This is a genomic window from Vannielia sp. SX4 (genome assembly GCF_052828525.1).
Genome location: NZ_CM128247.1, coordinates 2,232,267 through 2,252,868, shown reverse-complemented (window position 1 = coordinate 2,252,868; position 20,602 = coordinate 2,232,267). Strand labels below are relative to the sequence as shown.

The 20,602-nt window shown below is 67.6% G+C and carries 16 protein-coding genes and 1 tRNA gene; 11 read left to right on the top strand and 6 right to left on the bottom strand.

Annotated features, from left to right (window positions below; all coding sequences use genetic code 11):
• Positions 1-52: 52 nt before the first annotated feature.
• Positions 53-1,378: a trigger factor gene (gene tig, locus ACUXVX_RS11075; RefSeq protein ID WP_446308355.1), complete on the bottom strand. Its 1,326-nt coding sequence runs from the start codon at positions 1,376-1,378 to the stop codon at positions 53-55.
• Between the two features lie 275 nt (positions 1,379-1,653).
• Between tig and ACUXVX_RS11070 the strand changes: the two genes are divergently transcribed.
• The gene (locus ACUXVX_RS11070) at positions 1,654-3,198 is read left to right on the top strand and encodes an alkaline phosphatase D family protein (protein ID WP_446308354.1); all 1,545 of its coding nucleotides are present in this window, start codon (positions 1,654-1,656) and stop codon (positions 3,196-3,198) included.
• Positions 3,199-3,246: 48 nt separating this feature from the next.
• On the opposite strand, the gene ACUXVX_RS11065 is transcribed toward ACUXVX_RS11070, so the two are convergent.
• Positions 3,247-6,192 (bottom strand): CHAT domain-containing protein, encoded by a 2,946-nt coding sequence (locus ACUXVX_RS11065; RefSeq protein ID WP_446308353.1) that lies wholly within the window; start codon positions 6,190-6,192, stop codon positions 3,247-3,249.
• Between the two features lie 59 nt (positions 6,193-6,251).
• A tRNA-Leu gene (locus ACUXVX_RS11060) sits at positions 6,252-6,333 on the bottom strand.
• Between the two features lie 158 nt (positions 6,334-6,491).
• Here ACUXVX_RS11060 and ACUXVX_RS11055 point away from each other — a divergent pair.
• Entirely contained in the window at positions 6,492-6,989 is a 498-nt protein-coding gene (locus tag ACUXVX_RS11055; RefSeq protein WP_446308352.1) for a Hint domain-containing protein, read from the top strand.
• A gap of 28 nt (positions 6,990-7,017) precedes the next feature.
• Here ACUXVX_RS11055 and ACUXVX_RS11050 read toward each other — a convergent pair whose 3' ends face one another.
• Positions 7,018-8,646, bottom strand: a complete 1,629-nt coding sequence (locus ACUXVX_RS11050; protein ID WP_446308351.1) for an NAD(P)H-hydrate dehydratase — start codon at positions 8,644-8,646, stop codon at positions 7,018-7,020.
• A gap of 179 nt (positions 8,647-8,825) precedes the next feature.
• Here ACUXVX_RS11050 and ACUXVX_RS11045 point away from each other — a divergent pair, with 179 nt between their 5' ends.
• The 6 genes from ACUXVX_RS11045 (at position 8,826) to ACUXVX_RS11020 (ending at position 15,128) form a co-directional block, all read left to right on the top strand.
• Positions 8,826-9,164, top strand: coding sequence for a P-II family nitrogen regulator (locus tag ACUXVX_RS11045; RefSeq protein WP_222469499.1), 339 nt, complete (start codon positions 8,826-8,828; stop codon positions 9,162-9,164).
• Between the two features lie 56 nt (positions 9,165-9,220).
• Positions 9,221-10,627, top strand: coding sequence for a type I glutamate--ammonia ligase (gene glnA / locus ACUXVX_RS11040; protein WP_222469500.1), 1,407 nt, complete (start codon positions 9,221-9,223; stop codon positions 10,625-10,627).
• A 135-nt stretch (positions 10,628-10,762) separates the two neighbouring features.
• Positions 10,763-11,497, top strand: coding sequence for a hypothetical protein (locus ACUXVX_RS11035; protein ID WP_446308350.1), 735 nt, complete (start codon positions 10,763-10,765; stop codon positions 11,495-11,497).
• 234 nt (positions 11,498-11,731) lie between these two features.
• Positions 11,732-13,120: a nucleobase:cation symporter-2 family protein gene (locus ACUXVX_RS11030; protein ID WP_446308349.1), complete on the top strand. Its 1,389-nt coding sequence runs from the start codon at positions 11,732-11,734 to the stop codon at positions 13,118-13,120.
• Positions 13,121-13,180: 60 nt separating this feature from the next.
• Entirely contained in the window at positions 13,181-13,492 is a 312-nt protein-coding gene (locus ACUXVX_RS11025) for a hypothetical protein (protein WP_446308348.1), read from the top strand.
• Between the two features lie 115 nt (positions 13,493-13,607).
• Positions 13,608-15,128, top strand: coding sequence for a hypothetical protein (locus ACUXVX_RS11020; RefSeq protein WP_446308347.1), 1,521 nt, complete (start codon positions 13,608-13,610; stop codon positions 15,126-15,128).
• On the opposite strand, the gene ACUXVX_RS11015 is transcribed toward ACUXVX_RS11020, so the two are convergent.
• The gene (locus ACUXVX_RS11015) at positions 15,125-15,886 is read right to left on the bottom strand and encodes a heme-dependent oxidative N-demethylase family protein (RefSeq protein ID WP_446308346.1); all 762 of its coding nucleotides are present in this window, start codon (positions 15,884-15,886) and stop codon (positions 15,125-15,127) included. The genes ACUXVX_RS11020 and ACUXVX_RS11015 overlap by 4 nt on opposite strands.
• A gap of 108 nt (positions 15,887-15,994) precedes the next feature.
• Here ACUXVX_RS11015 and dddP point away from each other — a divergent pair, with 108 nt between their 5' ends.
• Both dddP and ACUXVX_RS11005 read left to right on the top strand, forming a co-directional pair.
• The gene (gene dddP, locus ACUXVX_RS11010) at positions 15,995-17,329 is read left to right on the top strand and encodes a dimethylsulfonioproprionate lyase DddP (RefSeq protein WP_446308345.1); all 1,335 of its coding nucleotides are present in this window, start codon (positions 15,995-15,997) and stop codon (positions 17,327-17,329) included.
• 120 nt (positions 17,330-17,449) lie between these two features.
• Complete coding sequence (locus tag ACUXVX_RS11005; RefSeq protein ID WP_446308344.1) at positions 17,450-18,256, top strand: lytic murein transglycosylase; 807 nt, start codon at positions 17,450-17,452, stop codon at positions 18,254-18,256.
• Between the two features lie 59 nt (positions 18,257-18,315).
• On the opposite strand, the gene ACUXVX_RS11000 is transcribed toward ACUXVX_RS11005, so the two are convergent.
• A complete protein-coding gene (locus tag ACUXVX_RS11000; RefSeq protein ID WP_446308343.1) occupies positions 18,316-19,203 on the bottom strand; it encodes an endonuclease/exonuclease/phosphatase family protein in 888 nt (295 codons plus the stop codon).
• A gap of 53 nt (positions 19,204-19,256) precedes the next feature.
• Here ACUXVX_RS11000 and ACUXVX_RS10995 point away from each other — a divergent pair, with 53 nt between their 5' ends.
• Positions 19,257-20,471 carry a bifunctional alpha/beta hydrolase/OsmC family protein gene (locus ACUXVX_RS10995; RefSeq protein WP_446308342.1) on the top strand — a complete coding sequence of 405 codons (1,215 nt, stop codon included), beginning with the start codon at positions 19,257-19,259 and terminating at the stop codon, positions 20,469-20,471.
• Positions 20,472-20,602 lie beyond the last annotated feature (131 nt).

Here is a 20,602-nt window from a genome sequence, read left to right as displayed (position 1 = left end):
CAAAAGGGCCGCCCCAGTGGGCGGCCCTTTCCAATTCCATGCAAGGCAAAACTCACTCGTCTTCGAGCTTGTCCACGGCCTCTTTCAGCTCGTCCTTGCTGACTTCCTTCTCGCTCACATCGGCCAGCTCGAAGATGTAATCCACGACCTTGTCCTCGAACAGCGGGGCGCGCATCTGCTGCTGCACCTGGGCGTTGTTCTTCACGAACTCGAAGAACTCGCGCTCCTGGCCGGGGTATTGGCGGGCCTGCGCCATGATCGCTTGGGTCATCTCGGCGTCAGACACCTCGATGCTGTTCTTCTGGCCCATCTCGGCGAGCAGAAGGCCAAGGCGCACGCGGCGCGCGGCGAGGGTCTTATGCTCTTCGGTGGTCTCGATCTCGGGGTGATCGTGGCCTTCCACCTCGGGGTTGTCCTCATGCCACAGCTGGTGGGCAATCTGGCCGGCCTCGGCGTCCAGCAGGGTCGGCGGCAGCTCGAAGCTCACCAGCTTGTCCAGCTCGTCCAGCAGGCCACGCTTCATCACAGCGCGCGCAGCACCGGCATATTCGGCTTCCAGACGCTCGGTGATCTGGCCCTTCAGCGCCTCGAGATCCTCGGCACCGAACTGCTTGGCCAGCTCGTCGTCGAGCTTGGCCTTGGCGGGCTTCTTAACTTCCTTGATCTTGCACTCGAAGACAGCGGCCTTCCCGGCCAGATGCTCGGCCTGGTATTCCTCGGGGAAGCTCACTTCCACGTTCTTCTCGTCACCGGCCTTCACGCCCACCAGCTGCTCTTCGAAGCCGGGGATGAACTGGCCCGAGCCGAGCACCAGCGGAAAGTCTTCCGCCGCGCCGCCCTCGAAGGCCTCGCCGTCGACCTTGCCGAGGAAGTCCATGACCACCTGGTCACCGTCCTTGGCCGCGCCCTTCTTGGTCTCGAAGGTCTTGGCCTGCTCGGCCAGCCCTTCCAGCGCCTCGGTCACGGCGGCGTCGTCGGCCTTCACCACGAGCTTCTCGAGTTTCACCTGCTTGAGGTCCACCTCGGGGATCTCCGGCAGCGCCTCGTAAGACATGGAAACAACAACATCGTCGCCCTCTTTCCAGTCCTCGTTGGTCATCTTGACCTCGGGCTGCATCGCCGGGCGGTCGCCGCTGTCTTCAAAGTGCTTGGCCATGGCGCCATCGATGGCTTCCTGCATGGCTTCGCCCAAAAGGCGCGGGCCGAACTGCTTTTTCAGCAGGGCCATCGGCACCTTGCCCTTGCGGAAACCCTTCATCTCGATGTCAGGGCGGGCTTCTTCCAGCTTGCCGCTCACCTTCTCGTCCAGCTCACCGGCCGGAATGGTGATCTCGTAGCCGCGCTTGAGGCCTTCGTTCTGGGTCTCGGTGACCTGCATTCCTGCTTCCTTCTTCGTATAAGCACCGCAACCCCCTCGGTGCCGAGGGGGTGATAAATCAGGCGCCTTTTAGGTGGCCAAGGGCAGGGTTGCAAGGCGATTCACGCGGGCGCCGCTTGCCCGCCCGGCCGCGCCCGGCGCCCATCCGCCCAAAGCGGGCATCGTCATGAAACTGTGAGCCCGGAGTAACGCGCCTGTCACCCGCCCGGCAGAGCTTGCCCGCACCGCGCCCGGCGCGCGCCAGCCAGCACATTCACGCCCGCAAGAGGACAGACATGACCCAACTCAAAGGCCTTTCCCGCCGCAACCTTCTCATCGGCGGCTCCGCCCTCGCCACCACCCTCGCCATGCCCGCCATCTCGCGCGCCCAGTCGCGCCCGGTCTTCACCCACGGCGTGCAGTCCGGCGATGTCGATGCGTCGTCCGGCATGATCTGGACCCGCACCGACCGCCCCGCCAAGGTGATGATGGAGGTCGCCACCACCGAGAGCTTCTCCAATGCCCGCCAGCTCGCCCCGATGAACGCTCTGCCCGGCTCCGACATGGCGATCAAACGTCTGGTAGAGGGCCTGCCCTCCGATCAGGACATCTTCTACCGTTTCACCGCGATGGACCTCTCCGATGTCAACGCCACCTCCGAGCCTCTGGTGGGCCGCTTTCGCACTGCCCCCGGCTCGCGCCGCTCGGTCAAGTTCGCATGGTCCGGCGACACCGCTGGTCAGGGCTGGGGCATCGACGAGGAGGGCATGGCCTGCTACCGCACCATGGCCTCGCACCAGCCCGACTTCTTCCTGCACTCCGGCGACACCATCTATGCCGACGGCCCTCTGGAAGATGAAGTGACCGACGAGAGCGGCACCGTCATCTGGCGCAACACGGTCAACACCGACGCCAAGCGCAAGGTCGCCGAAACCCTCGACGAGTATCGCGGCCAATGGCTCTACAACATGATGGACGAGCACGTGCTGGCCCTCAACGCCAAGGTGCCCACCTTCTTCCAGTGGGATGACCACGAGGTGATCAACAACTGGTCCTCCTCCCGCTCGATCATGGAAGACGAGCGCTACTCGGAGAAAAACATCCACGTCCTCGCCGCCCGCGCGGCCCAGGCCTTCCACGAGATGGCCCCGATCCGCTACACCCCCGCCGAGCCGGGCCGTGTCTACCGTAAAATCAGCTACGGTCCCATGCTCGACATCTTCTTCCTCGACCTGCGCAGCTATCGCGGCCCGAACTCCGACAACATGCAGGAGAAACTGACTGACGAGAGCCGCATTCTCGGCGCCGAGCAGATGGCATGGCTCAAGCGTGAGCTGACGAACAGCCGCGCCACATGGAAGGTCATCGCCTCCGACATGCCGATCGGCCTCGTCGTCGGCGGCGGCGCCGAGGCGGTCGCCAACGGTGACAACGGCCCCGCCAAGGGCCGCGAGCTGGAGATCGCCGGGCTGCTGCGCTTCATCAAAGCGGCGGAGATCAAAAACACCGTCTGGCTCACCGCAGACGTGCATTACACTGCCGCGCACCACTACTCGCCCGACCGCGCCCAGTTTCAGGATTTCGCGCCCTTCTGGGAGTTCGTCTCCGGCCCGATCCACGCCGGCACCTTCGGCCCGAACGATCTCGATATGACCTTCGGCCCCGAGGTCCGCTACGTGAAGGCCCCCGAGGCCGGGCAGGCCAACCTGCCCCCCTCCGCCGGGCTGCAATTCTTCGGTCTGGTCGAGATCGACGGCGCGACCGAGCAGCTCACCGTCCGCCTGATGGACCGCGCCAACACCGAGCTCTGGGCCACCACGCTGGACCCCGAGCACGCCTGAACAAGCACCAAGGGGAGCGGCCTTTTCCAAGGCCCCTCCCGCCCCCTTTTAGCCGCCCACAGTCACGAACGGCGCCCATGCCGCCGGATGCGCATAGCGCGGGCGGGCAGGCTCATCAATCATTCCCAACATCGCCGCCCTCAGCGCCCGCGCCCCCGCAGCCGGACCCGGCTCCGCCTCGGCCATCGCGTCGAACATCCCTGTCGTCAGCTCCACCGTGGCCAGCGAGTCCACCGCCCAATGGCTCACCAACAGCCGCCGTGCGCCCGCATAGAGGAAGGCCCGCGCAAGCCCCGAGAGCCCCTCCGCCCCCTCGCCACCCGGCCCCAGCGCCGTATTGCAGGCCGAGAGCAGCACCCAGTCGGCATCCAGCTCCAGCAGCGCGATCTCGCTGGCGCTGAGCAGCCCGTCGCCGCCGCCCTCCGGTGCGGCGAGTGCCAGCGCTGGCTCGGTCAGCCCGGCCGCCTCGCCACCCAGCAACCCGTGGGTCGCAAATGCAACCACCCGCGCCGCGCCCAGCGGTATCTCCGCCCCCAGCGCCGCCTCCTGCACCGCCGCACCCGTCACCAGCCGCCCCGCGCCGCCCGCCACGGCCCCGTTCAGCGCCTCGACCTCGCCCACCGTCTCCGGCAGGCGCGGCAGGCTCAACCCGGCCTGCGCCGCGCCAAAGGCCGGGTCCGCTAGCCCCAAGAACGCCAGCTCCCCCGCGCTCGCCCCCGCCCCGTCTCTCAGCGCCCGGAGCGAGGCAGGCAGCGGCAGCGTCGCAAAGGCATGGTGGCGGATCGCCCAATCCATCTCGCCCCAGCCGTCCCCCTCGCCCGCAGGCGAGGCCAAGAGCACCCCAAGCGGCAAGGCCTGAAACGCCCCATCCGGCACCGTAAAGATCACCGTCTCCTCGGGCACGAACCCCACCGCCGCCCCCAGCGCAGCACCGTGCAGACTCTCCGCCAATGCCCGGTCAAACACCTCCGGGGCCTCCTCTGCCGCCTTCAGCGCCACCGCAGCCCTCTGCGGGCCGGACGGGTCCAGCGCCCGCCGCAGCCGCCGCACGCCCTCGCCAATCTCTCCCGCGCTTACGTCACTCCGCTGCCAAACCACCACATCCGGCGTCACGATGAACACATGAAAGCCCCGCGCCGTCTGCAACTGCACCAGCAGCGCCTCGCCCTCGCCCAGCAAGTCTCGCGCCTCCTCCAGCCCCAGCGGCTCCGGCGCGGCGGCGGCCTGCCACTCCGGAGCAGCCTCGGCCAGCGCCGCCTCGATCCGGTCCAGCTCCGTATCCACCGCAGCGACCTCCGCCTGCCCCGCAGGCCCGCGCGCCACCAGCGCATCGCGCCGCACCAGCGCCGCATCCCGCGCCCGCAGCAGCCGACCCACCTCGCCGCCCCCCGCCGCCAGCCGCGCAGTCATCGCCTCGATCGCCCGGCCCGCCGCGCTCTGCCGGGCCGATTGCATCATCCCGAAGGCCTCCTCCAGCCGGTCCACCCAGAACCGGCCCGCCTCCAGCGGCACATAGCTATCCGCCTCCCGCCACGGAAACACGTAAGGTCCGCTCTGTACGAAGTCGGTCACATGCGCGGCCCCCATCGGCCCCATCGGCGGGTCGGCCTCCATCCGGTCGTAGATCGCATCGACCCCACCCTCGAAGAGCGCGGCATAGGCCTCCTGCTGGCGCCGCGCTTCCGCGCTCATCCGTGACGGCACCGCCTCCACCTGCCCCCGCGCCACCTGCGCGGCGGCGTATGCAAAGCTGGTGAGAATCTCTGGCCGTTCGCCGCCCACGCGCGACAGCCCAGCCAGCGCCACCGCCAACTCGCCCAGCGTCGCATCCACCTGCAAGCGCACCGCGCTGTAATGCGCCTGCGCCGCCTCCGCCTTGCCCTCCGCCTCCAGCATCCGCGCCAGATCGAGCCGCAGCGCCGCAATCAGCCGCCGCCCGTAGCCGTCTTGCGACATGGTGTCGAAATCGAGCAGCGGCGCGGGGATCTCAAGCGCCGCGACCTCCGGCCTCTCGCCCCCGGGCGCGGCGGCCACCACCTGCACCAGCATGGTCATCAGTTCGAGCAGGTCCACCATGTCGGCATGCACATAGTCCGCCCTTGGCTCCGGCGCGAAACGGGCGACCAGCGGGGCCATCGCCGCCATATCCGGCACGCCCTCTGCGGTGAGCAGCAACACCGCCTCCATCAGCGCCGCCCGCTTTGGCCCCAGCCCGCCATCGGACAGCGCCGCCTCGGCCTCTTTGCGCGCCAGATCTCTTCGCCCAAGCCGCCAGTCCGCCAGCGCCGCCAAGGCCAGCAGCCCGGCGCGCATTTCGCTGCCCTCCGCCTGCGCAAGGTAGCCCTCCCGTGCCGCCAGCAGCTCGCCCCGGTATTCTTTCATTCTCAATGGCAAGAGCGGCAGCACCGCCCCGCCCGGCTGCCCGATCACCGGCGCCAGCGCAGGCAACAACGCCTCCGCCTCGGCCAGCCGCGCGCCTTCATCGGCTACCCAGGCCGCCCGCGCCTCGGCATGCAGCCCGAGCAGTTGCACCCGCGCCCGCGTGGCCGCGTCAAACCGCTCCGCCCAGCCGCCAAGCGCCATGTAATCCGCCGCATTTCCATAGGATGCACCGGCCTGCGCAAAGAGCCCGAACCCTGCGAGGATCTCGCCCCGCAGATAGGCCATCTCGGGGATGCGCTTGGTCAGCATCGGCTGCCTTGCCCCGGCCTCGTCCAGCCGCGCCAGCGCCGCGCTCGCCTCCCCTGCCGCGTGATGCGCCAGCACCAGCGCAAGGTAGATGTCCGAAAGCAAGAACGGGTCATCCACCCCTTCCGCATCATAGCGCGCCACCAGCCCGCCCAGCCGCTCGGCGGCGGCCCCGGCATCCTGCGCGATCTGCCCGTAGGCCGCGCCCAGCTCTTCGTAAAGCGAACCCTGCGCCCGCGCCCCGCCCGCGACCAGCAGAGCCAGCCCAAAAGCCAAAACGAACCGCGTCACAACAGCCAATCCCATGGCTGCGAGGCTACCAGTCACCCGCCACCATCTGAAGACCTGCCCTGAGAGAATTTCGGTGCGGGTGGAGGGACTTGAACCCCCACGCCTCGCGGCGCCAGAACCTAAATCTGGTGCGTCTACCAATTTCGCCACACCCGCTATCCGTGGGTGCGGTGTCTAACAGCGCTGCCCGACCCACGGAAGCCCGAAAATCAACCGCCACAAAAATGGCCAAAGCCTGTGGATAACTCTGGCCTTAAACGCTTCCTTTACGGTAGCGTGAAAGAAAAACGAGGCAGTTTCATAGCGAGCACCCCATGTCTGACATGACACTGGGAGGCCTGCGCCGGGCAGCGCAGGTGCAATCTCCCGATCTCGGGCCGGCGGGCATTTCCGCCTCCGCCCGTATTCTGACCGCCGATGGCGAGCGCCGACTGGGCGAGTTGGAGCCCGGAGACAGGATCGTCTCCCGTACCTCCGGCATGATCCGGCTGACCGGCCTCACCCGCTTCACCTGCGAGGCCGTGCCGATCGCGTTGGCGCCCCACGCACTCGGCAACGGCCGGCCCTCCGACCTGCTGCACGTCAGCCCCGCGCAAAAGCTCCTGCTGCGCGACTGGCGCGCCAAGCTGCTCTACGGCAGTTCCGCCGCCCTCGCCCCCGCCGCCGCGCTGGTCGACGGCGGCTACATCACCCGAACGCCCCGGCTGAAGGGGATGGAAATGGTCACGCTGCAGTTCGACGCGCCCCAGATCCTCTACATCGGCATGCTCGAATGCGCCTTCGAGCCCGACGAGGCCGCCCAGGCCGCCTGACCGCTCCGCCACCGCGTAGGGTGCGCATTCATGGCGCACCTTCCCCGCCCTCCAGCCGCGCCAAAACGCGCGGCAAAACCTCCGGCAAATCCTCCGCAATCAGCCCCGGCCCGAATTCGCGCGCGCATTCCACATGCAGCCAGGCAGCGACCTCTGCCATCTGGTGCAGGTCCGCCGAGACGGGAGATGCCGCCAGCCCCGCGATCAGCCCCGCCAGCACGTCCCCAGCCCCCGCCGTCGCCAGCCAGGGCGCAGACCGCGCGTAGTCCGCCGAATGCACGCTTGCCCCGCCGCCCGGCGAGGCAATGACCGTGTCGGAACCCTTCAATAGCACGACACAGCCCGCCCGCGCCGCCGCCGCCCGCGCCCGGTCGACCTTGGAGCCCTCGGCCAAGTCGGGGAACAGCCTTCGGAACTCGCCCTCGTGCGGCGTCAGGATGCAGCGCCCGTGGAGCAGCGCGAAGAGCGCCTGCGGGTCATCTGCGAAACTCGTCAGCGCATCCGCATCGAGCACCACCGCCGGTCGTCGCCACTCGTCATCCCGCGCACAGGCCGCGGCGACGATCTCCCGCGTCCGCGCGCCCACACCTAACCCCGGCCCAATGACGAACCCGCTCACCCGCGTGTCCACTACCTCATCGAACTCGGCCACCTCGCCCAGCCCCCGCAGCATTACCGCATCCAGCCGCGCCGCGTTCTCGATCAGCGCCGCCTTCGGCGCGATCACTGTCACCAGCCCCGTGCCAACCCGCAGCGCCGCCCTTGCCGCCAGCCGCGCCGCGCCGCCACGCCCGACGCCGCCCGCAAACACCGCCACGCTGCCGTGGTCATATTTGTGGCCACCAAGCCGGCGCTTCATGATGTTCCCGAGTGGCCAGACCTTCGCCGGGATTGGCTCGTGGCCCCGCTCGTTCGAAAGAAACCATTGCGGCGCGACCAGCCGCACCCTCTCGCTGTCGGGCGACGCCACCACCGAACGCCTCTCGCGGTCCCTCAATCCGATGTCGACCACCTTCAGCGCACCGCAGAAGCTCGGACCGCGCCCGATGTAGTGCCCGACCTTTGCAGTATGGAACGTCACCGTTAGATCGGCATGCCACACCTTCATCGGGCCACCGCCCTCCCGCGCCGGCAGGCCGGTATCGAGGGGCAGGCCCGAAGGGCAATCGACGGCCACCTTGCGGATGCGGGAAGTTCCCTCCCATCCGAGCATCCGGGGCAGACGCAGCACCTCCGCCACTGCCCCCGGCAAGGGCCGCGTCAATCCCGTGCCGAACACGGCATCCACGATCAGGTCAGGCCGTTCGCAGGCCGATACGGCCTCCACCGCCATCGCCTGCGCCTCCCCGCCCCAGAGCCGGTGCATCTCGGCGGCATCCGCAGGCAGCTTGCTCACATCCTCGAATGCGAACAGATTGACCGCCCAGCCACGCCCCTCCAGAACCCGCGCGATCACGTAACCGTCGCCGCCATTATTCCCCGGCCCGCAGAGCACTAGCGCCCTCCGGCCGCCCTCCCTGAACTCCGGCCACTCCTCGAACACCGCCTCCACAACGCCCCGCCCGGCGCGTTCCATCAGCTCCAGCCCGGTGGCCTCTCCCGAGGCAATCGCCGCCTCTTCAATGGCGCGCATTTGTGCAGATGTCAGAAGTTCCACCGGCCCCTCCGCCCAAAAAGTTTCCAAACCGCCCAAGCGCAAATCGACTTGCACATTTTTTCATCACATCCGAGAATTCACCCGAGACGCTCACCCGCGCGTGAGGCGGCCCCGTTGCCGCCCTGCGCGATAAGTGTTCTCACCCCTAGCGGAACGGACATCAAGGGAGTCGGTCTGTCATGAAAAAGATCGAGGCAATCATCAAACCCTTCAAACTCGACGACGTGAAGGAGGCTCTCCAGGACATCGGCGTGCAGGGGCTTTCCGTCATCGAGGTCAAGGGCTTCGGGCGGCAGAAGGGTCACACCGAGCTGTATCGTGGTGCCGAATACGTCGTCGATTTCCTGCCGAAGGTGAAGATCGAGGTGGTGCTGGCCGATGACCAGCTCGATGCCGCCATCGAGGCGATCATGAACGCCGCCAAGACCGACAAGATCGGCGACGGCAAGATCTTCGTCTCCACCATCGAACAGGCCATCCGCATCCGCACCGGCGAAGACGGCGAAGACGCGCTCTGAGCGCGCTGCCCAACCGCCCGAGACCATACTTCTAGCAAGGAGAAAGAGAAGTCATCATGAGCAACAAGGACGTTCTCAAGACAATCAAGGATGAAGACGTCGAATACGTCGACATCCGCTTCACCGACCCGCGCGGCAAGCTTCAGCACGTCACGGTCATGTCTGATCAGGTCGACGAGGACTTCCTCGAAGAGGGCTTCATGTTCGACGGCTCCTCCATCGCCGGCTGGAAGTCGATCGATAAGTCCGACATGAAGCTGATGCCCGATGCCTCCTCGGCCTACATGGACCCGTTCTATGCCGAGAAGACCCTCTGCGTGCACTGCTCCGTGGTCGAGCCCGACACCGGCGAGGCCTACAACCGCGACCCGCGCGGCACCGCCCAGCTGGCCGAAGCCTACCTCAAGTCCTCCGGCATCGGTGACACCTCCTACTTCGGCCCCGAGGCCGAGTTCTTCCTCTTCGACGACGTGCGCTATTCCGTCGAGATGAACAAGGTGAGCTACCAGGTCGATGCAGGCGACGCCGCCTGGAACACCGACACCGAGTTCGACATGGGCAACATGGGCCACCGTCCCGGCATCAAGGGCGGCTACTTCCCCGTGAACCCGACCGACGACGCTCAGGATCTGCGCTCCGAGATGCTCTCGACCATGAAGCGCATGGGCATGAAAGTCGACAAGCACCACCACGAGGTGGCCTCCTGTCAGCACGAGCTGGGCCTGATCTTCGGCTCGCTCACCAAGCAGGCCGACGAGCTTCAGAAGTACAAGTACGTCATCCACAACGTGGCCAACGCCTACGGCAAATCGGCCACCTTCATGCCCAAGCCCATCGCGGGCGACAACGGCACCGGCATGCACGTGAACATGTCGATCTGGAAAGACGGCAAGCCGCTCTTCGCAGGTGACAAGTATGCCGACCTCTCCGACGAGGCGCTCTACTACATCGGCGGCATCCTGAAGCACGCCAAGGCACTCAACGCCTTCACCAACCCCTCGACCAACAGCTACAAGCGCCTGATCCCCGGCTTCGAAGCCCCGGTTCTGCGCGCCTATTCGGCCAACAACCGCTCGGGCTGCATCCGTATCCCATGGGCCGAGTCGCCGAAAGCCAAGCGCGTCGAGGCCCGCTTCCCGGATCCCTCGTCCAACCCCTACCTGTGCTTCTCGGCTCTGCTGATGGCCGGCCTCGACGGGATCAAGAACAAGATCCACCCCGGCGAAGCCATGGACAAAGACCTCTACGACCTGCCGCCCGAAGAGCTGGCCGGCATCCCCACCGTCTGCGCCTCGCTGCGTGAGGCGATGGAAGAGCTGGAAAAAGACAGCGACTTCCTCACCGCCGGCGATGTCTTCACCCAAGACCAGATCGAGGGCTACATGGACCTCAAGTGGGAAGAGATCTACGCCTACGAGCACACGCCGCACCCGATGGAATACAAAATGTATTACTCCTGCTGATAAAGCGTGGGACAGTGAACACGAGAGGGGCGCTCCACGGGGCGCCCCTTTTTCGTGGGCAGCGCCAGCCCCCCTTTCCAAAGGCCCGCAGGTTGGGCAATTTGGCCTCCGCACAACCCGACCGAAAGCTTGCCCATGCCCAACTGGCTCAAAGCCCTCCTCCCCGGCGCCCGCCCCGATCCGCTCCCCACGGAGCGCGCCGAGCAGAGGGCCTGGGTCAAGGCCCGGCACCGCGAGTGGCAACTGGCCTGGCACGACATCTTCGACCGTGACGAAAAACTCATCGCCGAGGGCAGCACCCGCGACGACCCGCTTCCCAACGAGATCAACCGCGACTACCGCCTGATCTGCGAGTTCTCCCGCAGCCTGCCCGAAACCCGCCGCGCCTGCCTTGCCCTCCTGCCACTTGGCGCCGAGCTGTACCGGCGGACAGAGGCCTTCCTATCCAGCCGCCCCGCGCCGATGCCAGAGGCCGAGGCCCGCGCCGCCATTCCCGGCCTCGCCACCCTCTTCGAGCAGGTCGGGACGAACGAGCCCTGGGAGGTCTCCATCAGCGCCGTCGCCGACAGCACCACCCCCGAAGGGGAGGAGATCCTGCGCAGGTCCGATGACATCACGGTGCTGCTCGAAGGCTCCGTCCTCGCCCCCATCCCACCCGAGACCCTGCCCACCGAGGCCGCGCGCGACTTTCTCGACGAGCCGCTCTACATGGCCGGCGGAAACACCTACGCGCCCCGCGACTGGATCATCTCCGCCCTGCTCACCGAAGACGAAAGCCGCCTCTACGCCGAGCTTTTCCGCCTCTGGCAGGGCGGTTGGTTGCTGCGCCTCCACGAGACCGGCCTCGCGCTGGTTCATTTTCCGCTCTGACCGACAGGGCGGGCACCCATGCCCTGCTCCCATCCCCAAAACGCCAAAAAACCCGGCAAACCCGGCGCATCCGGCCGGAAAACGCACAACGCCGTGCCCTCCGCCCCGCCGCCCGACCCCGCTCCATTGGCGAAGCGCCCGCCCCGGGCGCAGCATTCCACCGGGGGAGCGGCCTGCGCGAGGCTGCCCCTCCACGACTTCGCATTGAGGGACATGACACCGAGGGGGACACCGATGTCAGACCAGAGCACGCTGATCTACGGGCTTGAAGACACGCCCGCCCCCGGCCCCGCCGCCCTTGCCGCGCTCCAGCACATCCTCGCTTCCATCGTCGGCATCGTCACGCCCAGCCTCGTCATCGGCGGCGTGCTCGGCCTCGGCCCGTTGATCCCCTACCTCATCGCCATGTCGCTCTTCGTCTCCGGCGTGGCGACCTTCATCCAATGCTACCGCCTCGGCCCGGTCGGCTCCGGCCTGCTCTCGGTGCAGGGCACCTCCTTCGCCTTCCTCGGGCCGATCCTCGCCGCGGGCTTCGCGGTCAAAAACGATGGCGGCGCTCCAGAAGACATGCTGGCGATGATCTTCGGCCTCTGCCTCGTCGGCTGCCTCGTCGAGATCATCCTGTCGCAATTCATCACCAAGCTGGGCCGCATCATCACCCCCACCGTCACCGGCATCGTCATCACCGTGATCGGCCTCAGCCTCGTGAAGGTCGGCTTCACCGATTTCGCGGGCGGCGCTACGGCGGGCGAGAGCCTCGGGGCGCCGCTTAACCTCGCGCTCGGGGCGCTGGTCATGGCAGTCATCCTCACCTGCACCTTCCTCGGCAACCCCACCCTGCGCATCTCGGCCATCATGATCGGCATCCTGCTCGGCACCGTGGTGGCCGCGCTTTTCGGCATGGTGGACTTCTCCCGCCTCGGTCAGGGCGACTGGGTGGCCATCCCGCAGCCGCTCAAATACGGGCTGGATTTCGACCTGCTGCTCTTCCTGCCCATCGCCTTCGTCTTCCTCGTCACGGCCATCGAAACCTCCGGCGACCTCACCGCCAACTCCGTGATCTCCGGCCAGCCGGTCAAGGGGCCGGTCTACCTCAAGCGGATCAAGGGGGGCATCCTCGCAGACGGCATCAACTCCGGCCTCGCCGCGCTCTTCAACACCTTCCCCAACACCACGTTTTCGCAGAACAACGGCGTCATCCAGATGACCGGCGTCGCCTCCCGCCATGTCGGCCTCTACATCGCGGGCATCCTCGTCGTGCTGGGCTTCCTGCCGGTGATCGGGCAGGTCTTCCTGCTGGTCCCCAAGCCGGTGCTCGGCGGGGCCACGCTGGTGCTCTTCGGCACCATCGCCGTTGCCGGAATCCGCATTCTGGCCACGCAGGAGATCGACCGCCGCAAGGTCTACATCATGGCCGTCAGCTTCGGCCTCGGCCTTGGCGTGACCCTCGTGCCCGAGGCCACCCAGCACCTGCCCGCCTTCTTCAAACAGGTGGTCGCCACGCCGATCACCCTCTCCGGCCTTTCCGCCATCATCCTGTCGCTGGCAATCCCCGACACTTCGGGCGCCGAGCAACCCGAGCCGCAGGACGCGCTGCAAGACAGCATCGAACAGGGCATCTGAGCGCTTTCCCCGCGCCGCGCCCCATGCCACCCTCGCGCCACCCCAGCGCGAGGCCACCCCATGCTCCACCTCCTCCTCGTCGGCTCCCGCCCCGATGTGATTGTTCAAACCTGCGCCGCCCTCGCGCCCCGCGCCCATTGTCACCCAGCCACCAAGCTGGCCGAGGCGCAGGCCGTGATCGCCGCCCACCCGCTCGATGCCGTGGCGATGGGCGCAGGCAGCCCGATGGCCGACCGCCTCGCCATCGCCGAGGCCGCGCTCACCGCCCACAAGGGCTGCGCCGTCCACCTGAAAGACAAAGCCTCCGGCCCCGCCCGCTTCACCGCATGGGTCGAAGGGCTGATAGTCTTCCACGAGGCCGCCACTGGCTGACGCCACCCCCACGGCCACCCACCTCGCCCATTCGCGCCCCCTGCCCGCCCTAGAAAGGCCCGATTGCCCTGCCATCACGCGGGCCAAGCAGTGCAAACAGAACAGAGGCAATAACATGCCCCTTCCCGCCAAGGTCGACGCCGCGCTTCTCTACGCCGCCGTCCCCAACCCGGATTTCGCCGCCATCGCGGAGCAGGTGAACGCCATCATGGCGCCCGCCGGGATTGCGCTGCAAACCACCACCATGAAGCCGGGCCAAGGCGCCAAACTGGAGTCGCAGGGCCTGTCGCTCACCATCGCGATGGCGGGCAAACGGCTCACCGAGACCCGCCTCGCCAAGGCCATGGCCTCCGATTACACCCGCCTCACCGGGCTGAACGGCCCCGCCGAAGTCGCCGCGCACCATGCCTTCGTCGCCGTGGTGGCCGAGGCCAAGGGCTTCGACGCCGGCAGCCAGGAAACCTTCGAGACCCTGTTGGCCCTCACCCAGATTGCCACCAGCCACATCGCGATGGAGGCCGAGCCGCTGGCGATCCACTGGGGCCAGTCCGATCAGCTGTTTTCACCCGAGCGCTTTCTGGCGATGGCCGATGTGCTCTTCCCCCTGCCGCTCTTCTGCCATCCCCAGCCGTTCTCCTCGGGCCGGGTCGCCGAGGGCACCCAATGTATCGGCTTCCGGCTGGACCGCGCCGATCAGGTGCTTGGCCGCCCGCTGCTCTTCCGCGAGGCCCCGGCCCGCCTGCCCTACCTGCTCGACCGCGCCTATGCCTTCATCGACCACTGCCGCGAGAACGGGCGCATCCTCGGCGATGGTGCCCAGTTCGGCGCCTCCCCCGGCGAGATGATCGCGGTGGCGATGAAGCCACCCTCGGAGGAGTATCCGCAGGGCCATATCGAGCTGACCTTGCGCGAGCGCGAGGGCGTGTTCCAGCTTCAACCCGAGGGCGCCTACAACCCCGAAGGCATGGCCGAAGCCGCGCCAGAAACCGCCCCCGCCGGTCCCCTGCAGCCCGCTGGTAAAACCGGCAACGCGGTGGATGATTTCTTCTCCACGCCCGATTCCGCCGCCCGCGAGCGCATCGGTCAGGCCGCCACCGCCGGGGTCATGCGCCCCAACGCCATGGGCGGCCTCGCAGGCACCGCCAGCGATGCCCTCGGCGGCATCGATGCCCTGCGCGCCGCCTCGAAAGACCGGATGGATCGCGAGAAGCGCAAGTCGGAGGCCCATGTGAAGCAGATGCAATGGGTCGGCTTCCTCTTCGGCGCGGGCATCCCCGGCTGGCAGACCGCCGCCACCTCGCCCGGCCTGCAAAAGGCCCTGCCGTGGCTCGCCATCGCCGCCGTCGCCATGGTCCACCCCATCGCCGCCGCGCTGATGCTCGTGCTGCACCTGCTGCGCCCGATGCCCTACTACGTCTATGGCGGCCTCGCCTGCCTCGTGGTCTTCGGCGCCGTGCTCACCGGCGCCTCGCCGCAGCTCGGCTACATGGATCTGATGTCGCTTGTCATGGGCGGCGAGGTCTCACTCGTCAGCGGCTCCGCCTATGAGCCGACCAATCTCGTCGAGCGCGACTATTACGAGAGCTATGGCGAGCCCCGCTCCGGCTGGTCCGCCCTGCTCGGCGGTATCTTCTAGCCGGTTACCCGCGCCCTTTGCGCCTCGGTCAGGGCCGAGGCCTCCACCACCGTTGTGTGGATCGAGAACAGCGTCGCCCCTGTCTCCGGCATCCGGATCAGCGCCTGCCGCTCACTCCTGAAATACCGCGCCTCCGCCTCCCATTCCTTCTTCGCGACCTCGGGGCGTGGGTAGAACAGCATCGGGTCCGAGTGAAAATGCCCATTCGCCCGCCACAGTCCCACGCCCGGCCTGAGCGCCCCCATCATCCGTTCCACCCGCGCGTTCAGAGCCTCGCCATAGCCCGGCACCGGCGCATGAATGCGCAGCATCGGCCTCCCGATCTTCTCCGCCAGCACCCAGCGGGACGGAAAGCACAGCACCGCGCCCACCAGCACCTGCGCCCCGTCGCGCGCTTCCAGCAGGCAGATATCTTCAGCAATGAGCCGCCCCAGCGTGCCCAGCGGGTCGGCCTCGTCGACCGTGACCCTTCGCCCATCCGGGCAGGTCACCCGGCCCGCCTCCTCAGCCCACTCCTCCCGCTCGCCCAGATGCGCCAGCACCATGCGCAGCGCCTCCGCGGCCACGGCCTCACGGCCCGGCTCCATTGCCACCACCTCGCCGCGATGATCGCGCAACAACCGCTCCCGCTCTGCCATCTGGGCGGCATAGGCGTCATCCACCATCAGCCACCGCGCCATATCCAGCGGCCCCGTCCCCGGCAGCCGCCCGTAGCCGGGCGGCAGCTCTCCCAATCGCGTCTGCAAAATCGCTTCCATCCCCACACCGTGGGCAAATCCCGCACGCCCCACAAGCCCACAAAACCGACGCCCCGCGCGTCGCAAACCGCTCAGACTCACCCCGCGTCCCGCCGCCACCCTTGCAGCATGGACACGCCCTACGCCGCCACCCGCAAGATCGACCCCACCCGCGGCGCCCGCCTGCCCGATGGCACCCCCAACGATGCCAACCGGGTCGAGATCGGCCCAACGCCCCTCGCCCTGCGGGAGTGGGAGGCCGCCGGCCTCGCCGCCCCCAACCTCGCCACCCTCCGCGCCTACCGCCTCTCCCGCCTCACAAGCGCGCTGCAAACCCGCGACTACGCCGGCCTGCTGATGTTCGACCCGCTCAACATCCGCTACGCCACAGACAGCACCAACATGCAGCTCTGGAACGCCCACAACCCGTTCCGCGCCTGCCTCGTCTGCCCCGATGGCCACATGGTGCTCTGGGATTATGACCGCTCGCCGTTTCTCTCCGAGTTCAACCCGCTGGTTTCCGAGCGGCGCGGCGGGGCCTCCATGTTCTACTTCGCCACCGGCGACACCACCGCCGACGCCGCCCGCCGCTTTTCTGCCGAAGTGGGCGAAATCCTCGCCGCCCACAGCCCGGGCAACCGCCGCCTCGCGGTCGACAAGCCCATGCTCCACGGCGTCGATGCCCTGCGCCAGCAAGGTTTCGAGCTGCTCCCCGGCGAAGAGGTCACCGAACACGCCCGCGCGGTGAAATGCCCCGATGAGATCGCCGCCATGCGCTGCGCCATCCACGCCTGCGAGGCCTCCATGCAGGTGATGGAAGATTTCGCCCGCACCCACGTGCCCAAAGGCGGCGTGACCGAAAATGATATCTGGGCCGTCCTCCACGCCGAGAACATCCGCCGCGGCGGCGAGTGGATCGAAACCCGCCTGCTCACCTCCGGCCCCCGCACCAACCCGTGGTTTCAGGAATGCGGCCCCCGAGAGGTGCAGCAAAACGAGATCCTCGCCTTCGATACAGACCTTATCGGCCCCTATGGCATCTGCACCGACATCTCCCGCACATGGTGGCTGGGCGATGGTCCGGCCCCCGCCCCCATGCGCGCCGCAATGGCCCATGCCGTCGAACACATCGAGGCCAACATGGCCCTCATCCGCCCCGGCCTCACCATCCCCGAGTGGACAGCCCAGAGCCACCGCCTCGCACCGCAATACACCGCAGGCCGCTACTCCTGCCTCGCCCACGGCGTTGGCCTATGCGACGAGTGGCCCCACGTCGCCTACCCCGAAGATGATCACGGCGGCTTCGATTACCCCTTGCTCCCCGGCATGGTGCTCTGCGTCGAAGCGCTGGTGGGCGAAACGCCGGGCGACTTCTGCATCAAGCTCGAAGAGCAGGTGCTCGTCACTGAGTCCGGGCACGAGCGCCTCTCTTCCTACCCCTTCGACCCCCGCTTGCTGTCCTGACAGCTTGACGCAAACGTCATCGCACCCGGCAAAAATCCGCCATAGCCGGTTTGTGACTTGGCCATTCCCCGCCGCCCCCTTAACCTGCCGGAAAGTTCATTTTTCCGAGGCATTGTCCCCATGTTGAAACCCCTCTTCAAACCTCTCCTCACCGCCGCCCTCATCGCCCTCGTCCCGGCCTCCGCCATGGCCATCGGCTGCGGCAACAACGCTGGCGGTTTCGAGGCCTGGAAGAAAGATTTCGCCAAGGTGGCGCAGCAGAACGGCATCGGCCAGCGCGGCCTTCAGGCCCTCGCCGGGACCAGCTACGCGAAGCGCACCATCGCCGCCGACCGCAACCAGAAGAGCTTCAAGTACAGCCTGCAAAAGTTCATGCAGGTGCGCGGCTCCAACACCATCATCGCCCAAGGCAAGAAGCGCCGCGCGCGCAATGCCAACTATTACAACGGGCTGGAGCAGCGCTTCGGCGTGCCCGCCGGGATCATCATCGCGATCCACGGGATGGAAACCGCCTTTGGCAATTACATGGGCGACAGCAACGTGCTGAACGCCACCATCACCCTCGCCTACGACTGCCGCCGCCCGGCCTTCTTCCTGCCCCACGCCATCGCCGCACTGCGGATGATCGACCGCGGGATCATGTCGCCCGGTGCCATTGGCGCCAAGCACGGCGAGCTGGGCCACACCCAGTTCCTGCCGGGCAACGCGCTGAAGTATGGCGTCGATGGCAATGGCGATGGCCGGCTGGACCTGAACAACCAGTCCGACGCGCTGGCCTCCACCGCCAACTACCTGCGCGCCAAGGGCTGGCGCGCGGGGCAGCCCTACGGCGAAGGCACCCACAACTTCCGTGTCCTGAAAGAGTGGAACGCCGCCACCGTCTACCAGCAGAGCCTCGCCATCATGGGCACCGCCATCGACGGCTGATCTGCTCGCGCTGCACCGTAGGGCGGGACGCGTCCCGCCTTACCGCGCACCTGCGCCGCTCAAGGCGCCACCAACTCCGCCACCACACCAAAATGGTCTGACCCAAGCTGCGGGCGCGTCACACTGCGCCCGCCCCAGCCTTTGGGCGCCAGCACATGGTCGATCGGCAACCACAGCTTGCCGCCGATCTGCTCGATGCTCAGCCGCGCCTTGCCGACCATCACACCGCCCACGGCCTCGCCCACCCGCGCCATCGCGCCCGACCACGGCACCATGTTGAAGTCTCCCCCCATGAAGACGGGCCCCTCCAGAGCCGCCAACTCGGGCAGCGCCTGCGCCAGATGGGCGTGCTGCGCATGGGGCGCGGGCCAATGCAGATGCACCGACACCAGCCAGAAGGCCCCGTCCGGATGATCCACCTGCATCGCGGCCCAGCCATAGCCGCAGGCCGTCTCCAACACGGGCCACTTCGCCAATACCGCCGGTCCGCCCACCCCGGTAAAGTCGCAACTGTGCTGCCCCGGATAGCGCTCTGCCAGCGCCGCGAGGATCGCACGGTTGTCCGCATCCACCTCCTGAAGCGTCACCAGATCAGGCGCGACCTCTAAGATATCCGCCAGCAGCGGCTCCACCGACGGCATCCGGAAGTTCATGTTCTTCTGGTAAAGCACCAGCGCCGCCGCCCCGCCCGTCTCCGGCCTCCATTTGGCCCAACCCACAGGCGCCAGCGCCGCCAGCACCACCAACCAGAGCGCGCCGACCCAGCCCCACGTCATCGCGCCCGCCAAACCGCATAGAACGAGCCAGACCAACCCGGCCAAACCCAACGTGCTGCGCGCCACCGCAAGGCTGTCGCCCCAAGCCCACCAGCGTCCGGCAAAGCTCGCCCCGAGCGCACCCAGACCCAGCAGGGCCACCACCACCATCACACCCCGGATCAGTTCCATCCCGCGTCGAATCCTTTCACAACAGGGCCAACCCTTACCCCGCGGAGCCGCCCATGCCCACCGAACGCATCACCTTCCCCTCCGCCTCCGGCCACGCCCTCGCCGCCCGGCTCGACCGGCCCGAAGGGGAGCATCTGGCGACCGCACTCTTCGCCCATTGCTTCACCTGCTCCAAGGATATCCCCGCCGCCCGCCGCATCGCCGCCCGGCTGGCCGCGGAGGGCTTCGCCGTGCTGCGCTTCGACTTCACCGGGCTGGGCCATTCCGAGGGCGAGTTCGCCAATACCGATTTCACCTCAAACGTGGCCGATCTCGAGGCCGCCGCCGCATGGCTCGCGGCGCAGGGCATGGCCCCTTCCCTCCTCATCGGCCACAGCCTCGGTGGCGCCGCCATGCTCAAGGCCGCCCGCCGGATCGAGAGCGCGAAGGCCATCGCAACCATCGGCGCCCCCTTCGACCCGGCCCATGTCACCCACAACTTCGGCCCCGCGATCGAGACCATCCAGGCCGAAGGCGCCGCCGAGGTCGACCTTGGCGGCCGCCCTTTCACCATACGGCGCGCGTTCCTCGACGATGTCCGCGCCGAAAACCTCGCCCCCGACATCGCCGATCTTCACCGCGCCCTCCTGATCCTCCACGCGCCCCGCGACGCCGTGGTGGGCATCGAGAACGCCACCCAGATCTTCACCGCCGCCAAGCACCCCAAGAGCTTCGTCACCCTCGATGACGCCGACCATCTGGTGACCACTGCGGACGACGCCGAATACGCCGCAGAGGTCATCGCCACCTGGGCCGACCGCTACCTCGACCTCCCCGAGCCGCCCGCGCCAGAAGGCGCGCCGGAGGGCGTCACCCGCGTCTCCGAGGCCGACCCAGAGGGGTTTCTACAAGACGTGCAATCCGGCCCCCATCACCACACGCTCGCCGACGAGCCGGTCAGCTTCGGCGGCACCAACCGCGGGATGACCCCCTACGGCTTCCTCGCCGCCGGCCTCGGCGCCTGCACCTCCATGACCATCCGCATGTACGCCCGCCGCAAAGGCTGGCCCCTCACCCACGTCAGCGTCGATGTCACCCACGACAAGCAGCACGCGACAGATGCCGAAACCGAGGCTCCCGCCAAGGTCGATCACTTCCACCGCACCATTCACCTGACCGGCGATCTCACTCCCGACCAGCGCCAGCGCCTGCTCGCGATCGCCGACAAATGCCCGGTCCACCGCACCCTCGAACAAAGCTCCGAGATCGCCACCACGCTCGCCGACTGACGGACCGGCCCACCCCGTACAATTCGTCCAAATTTGTCCCTGCCCCAGCTCCATTCTCTTGCCGGAAATATTCCCGGGGGTGTCGGGGCAGAGCCCCCACTCCACCCCTGCACCCCGTCCGACCGGCTGGA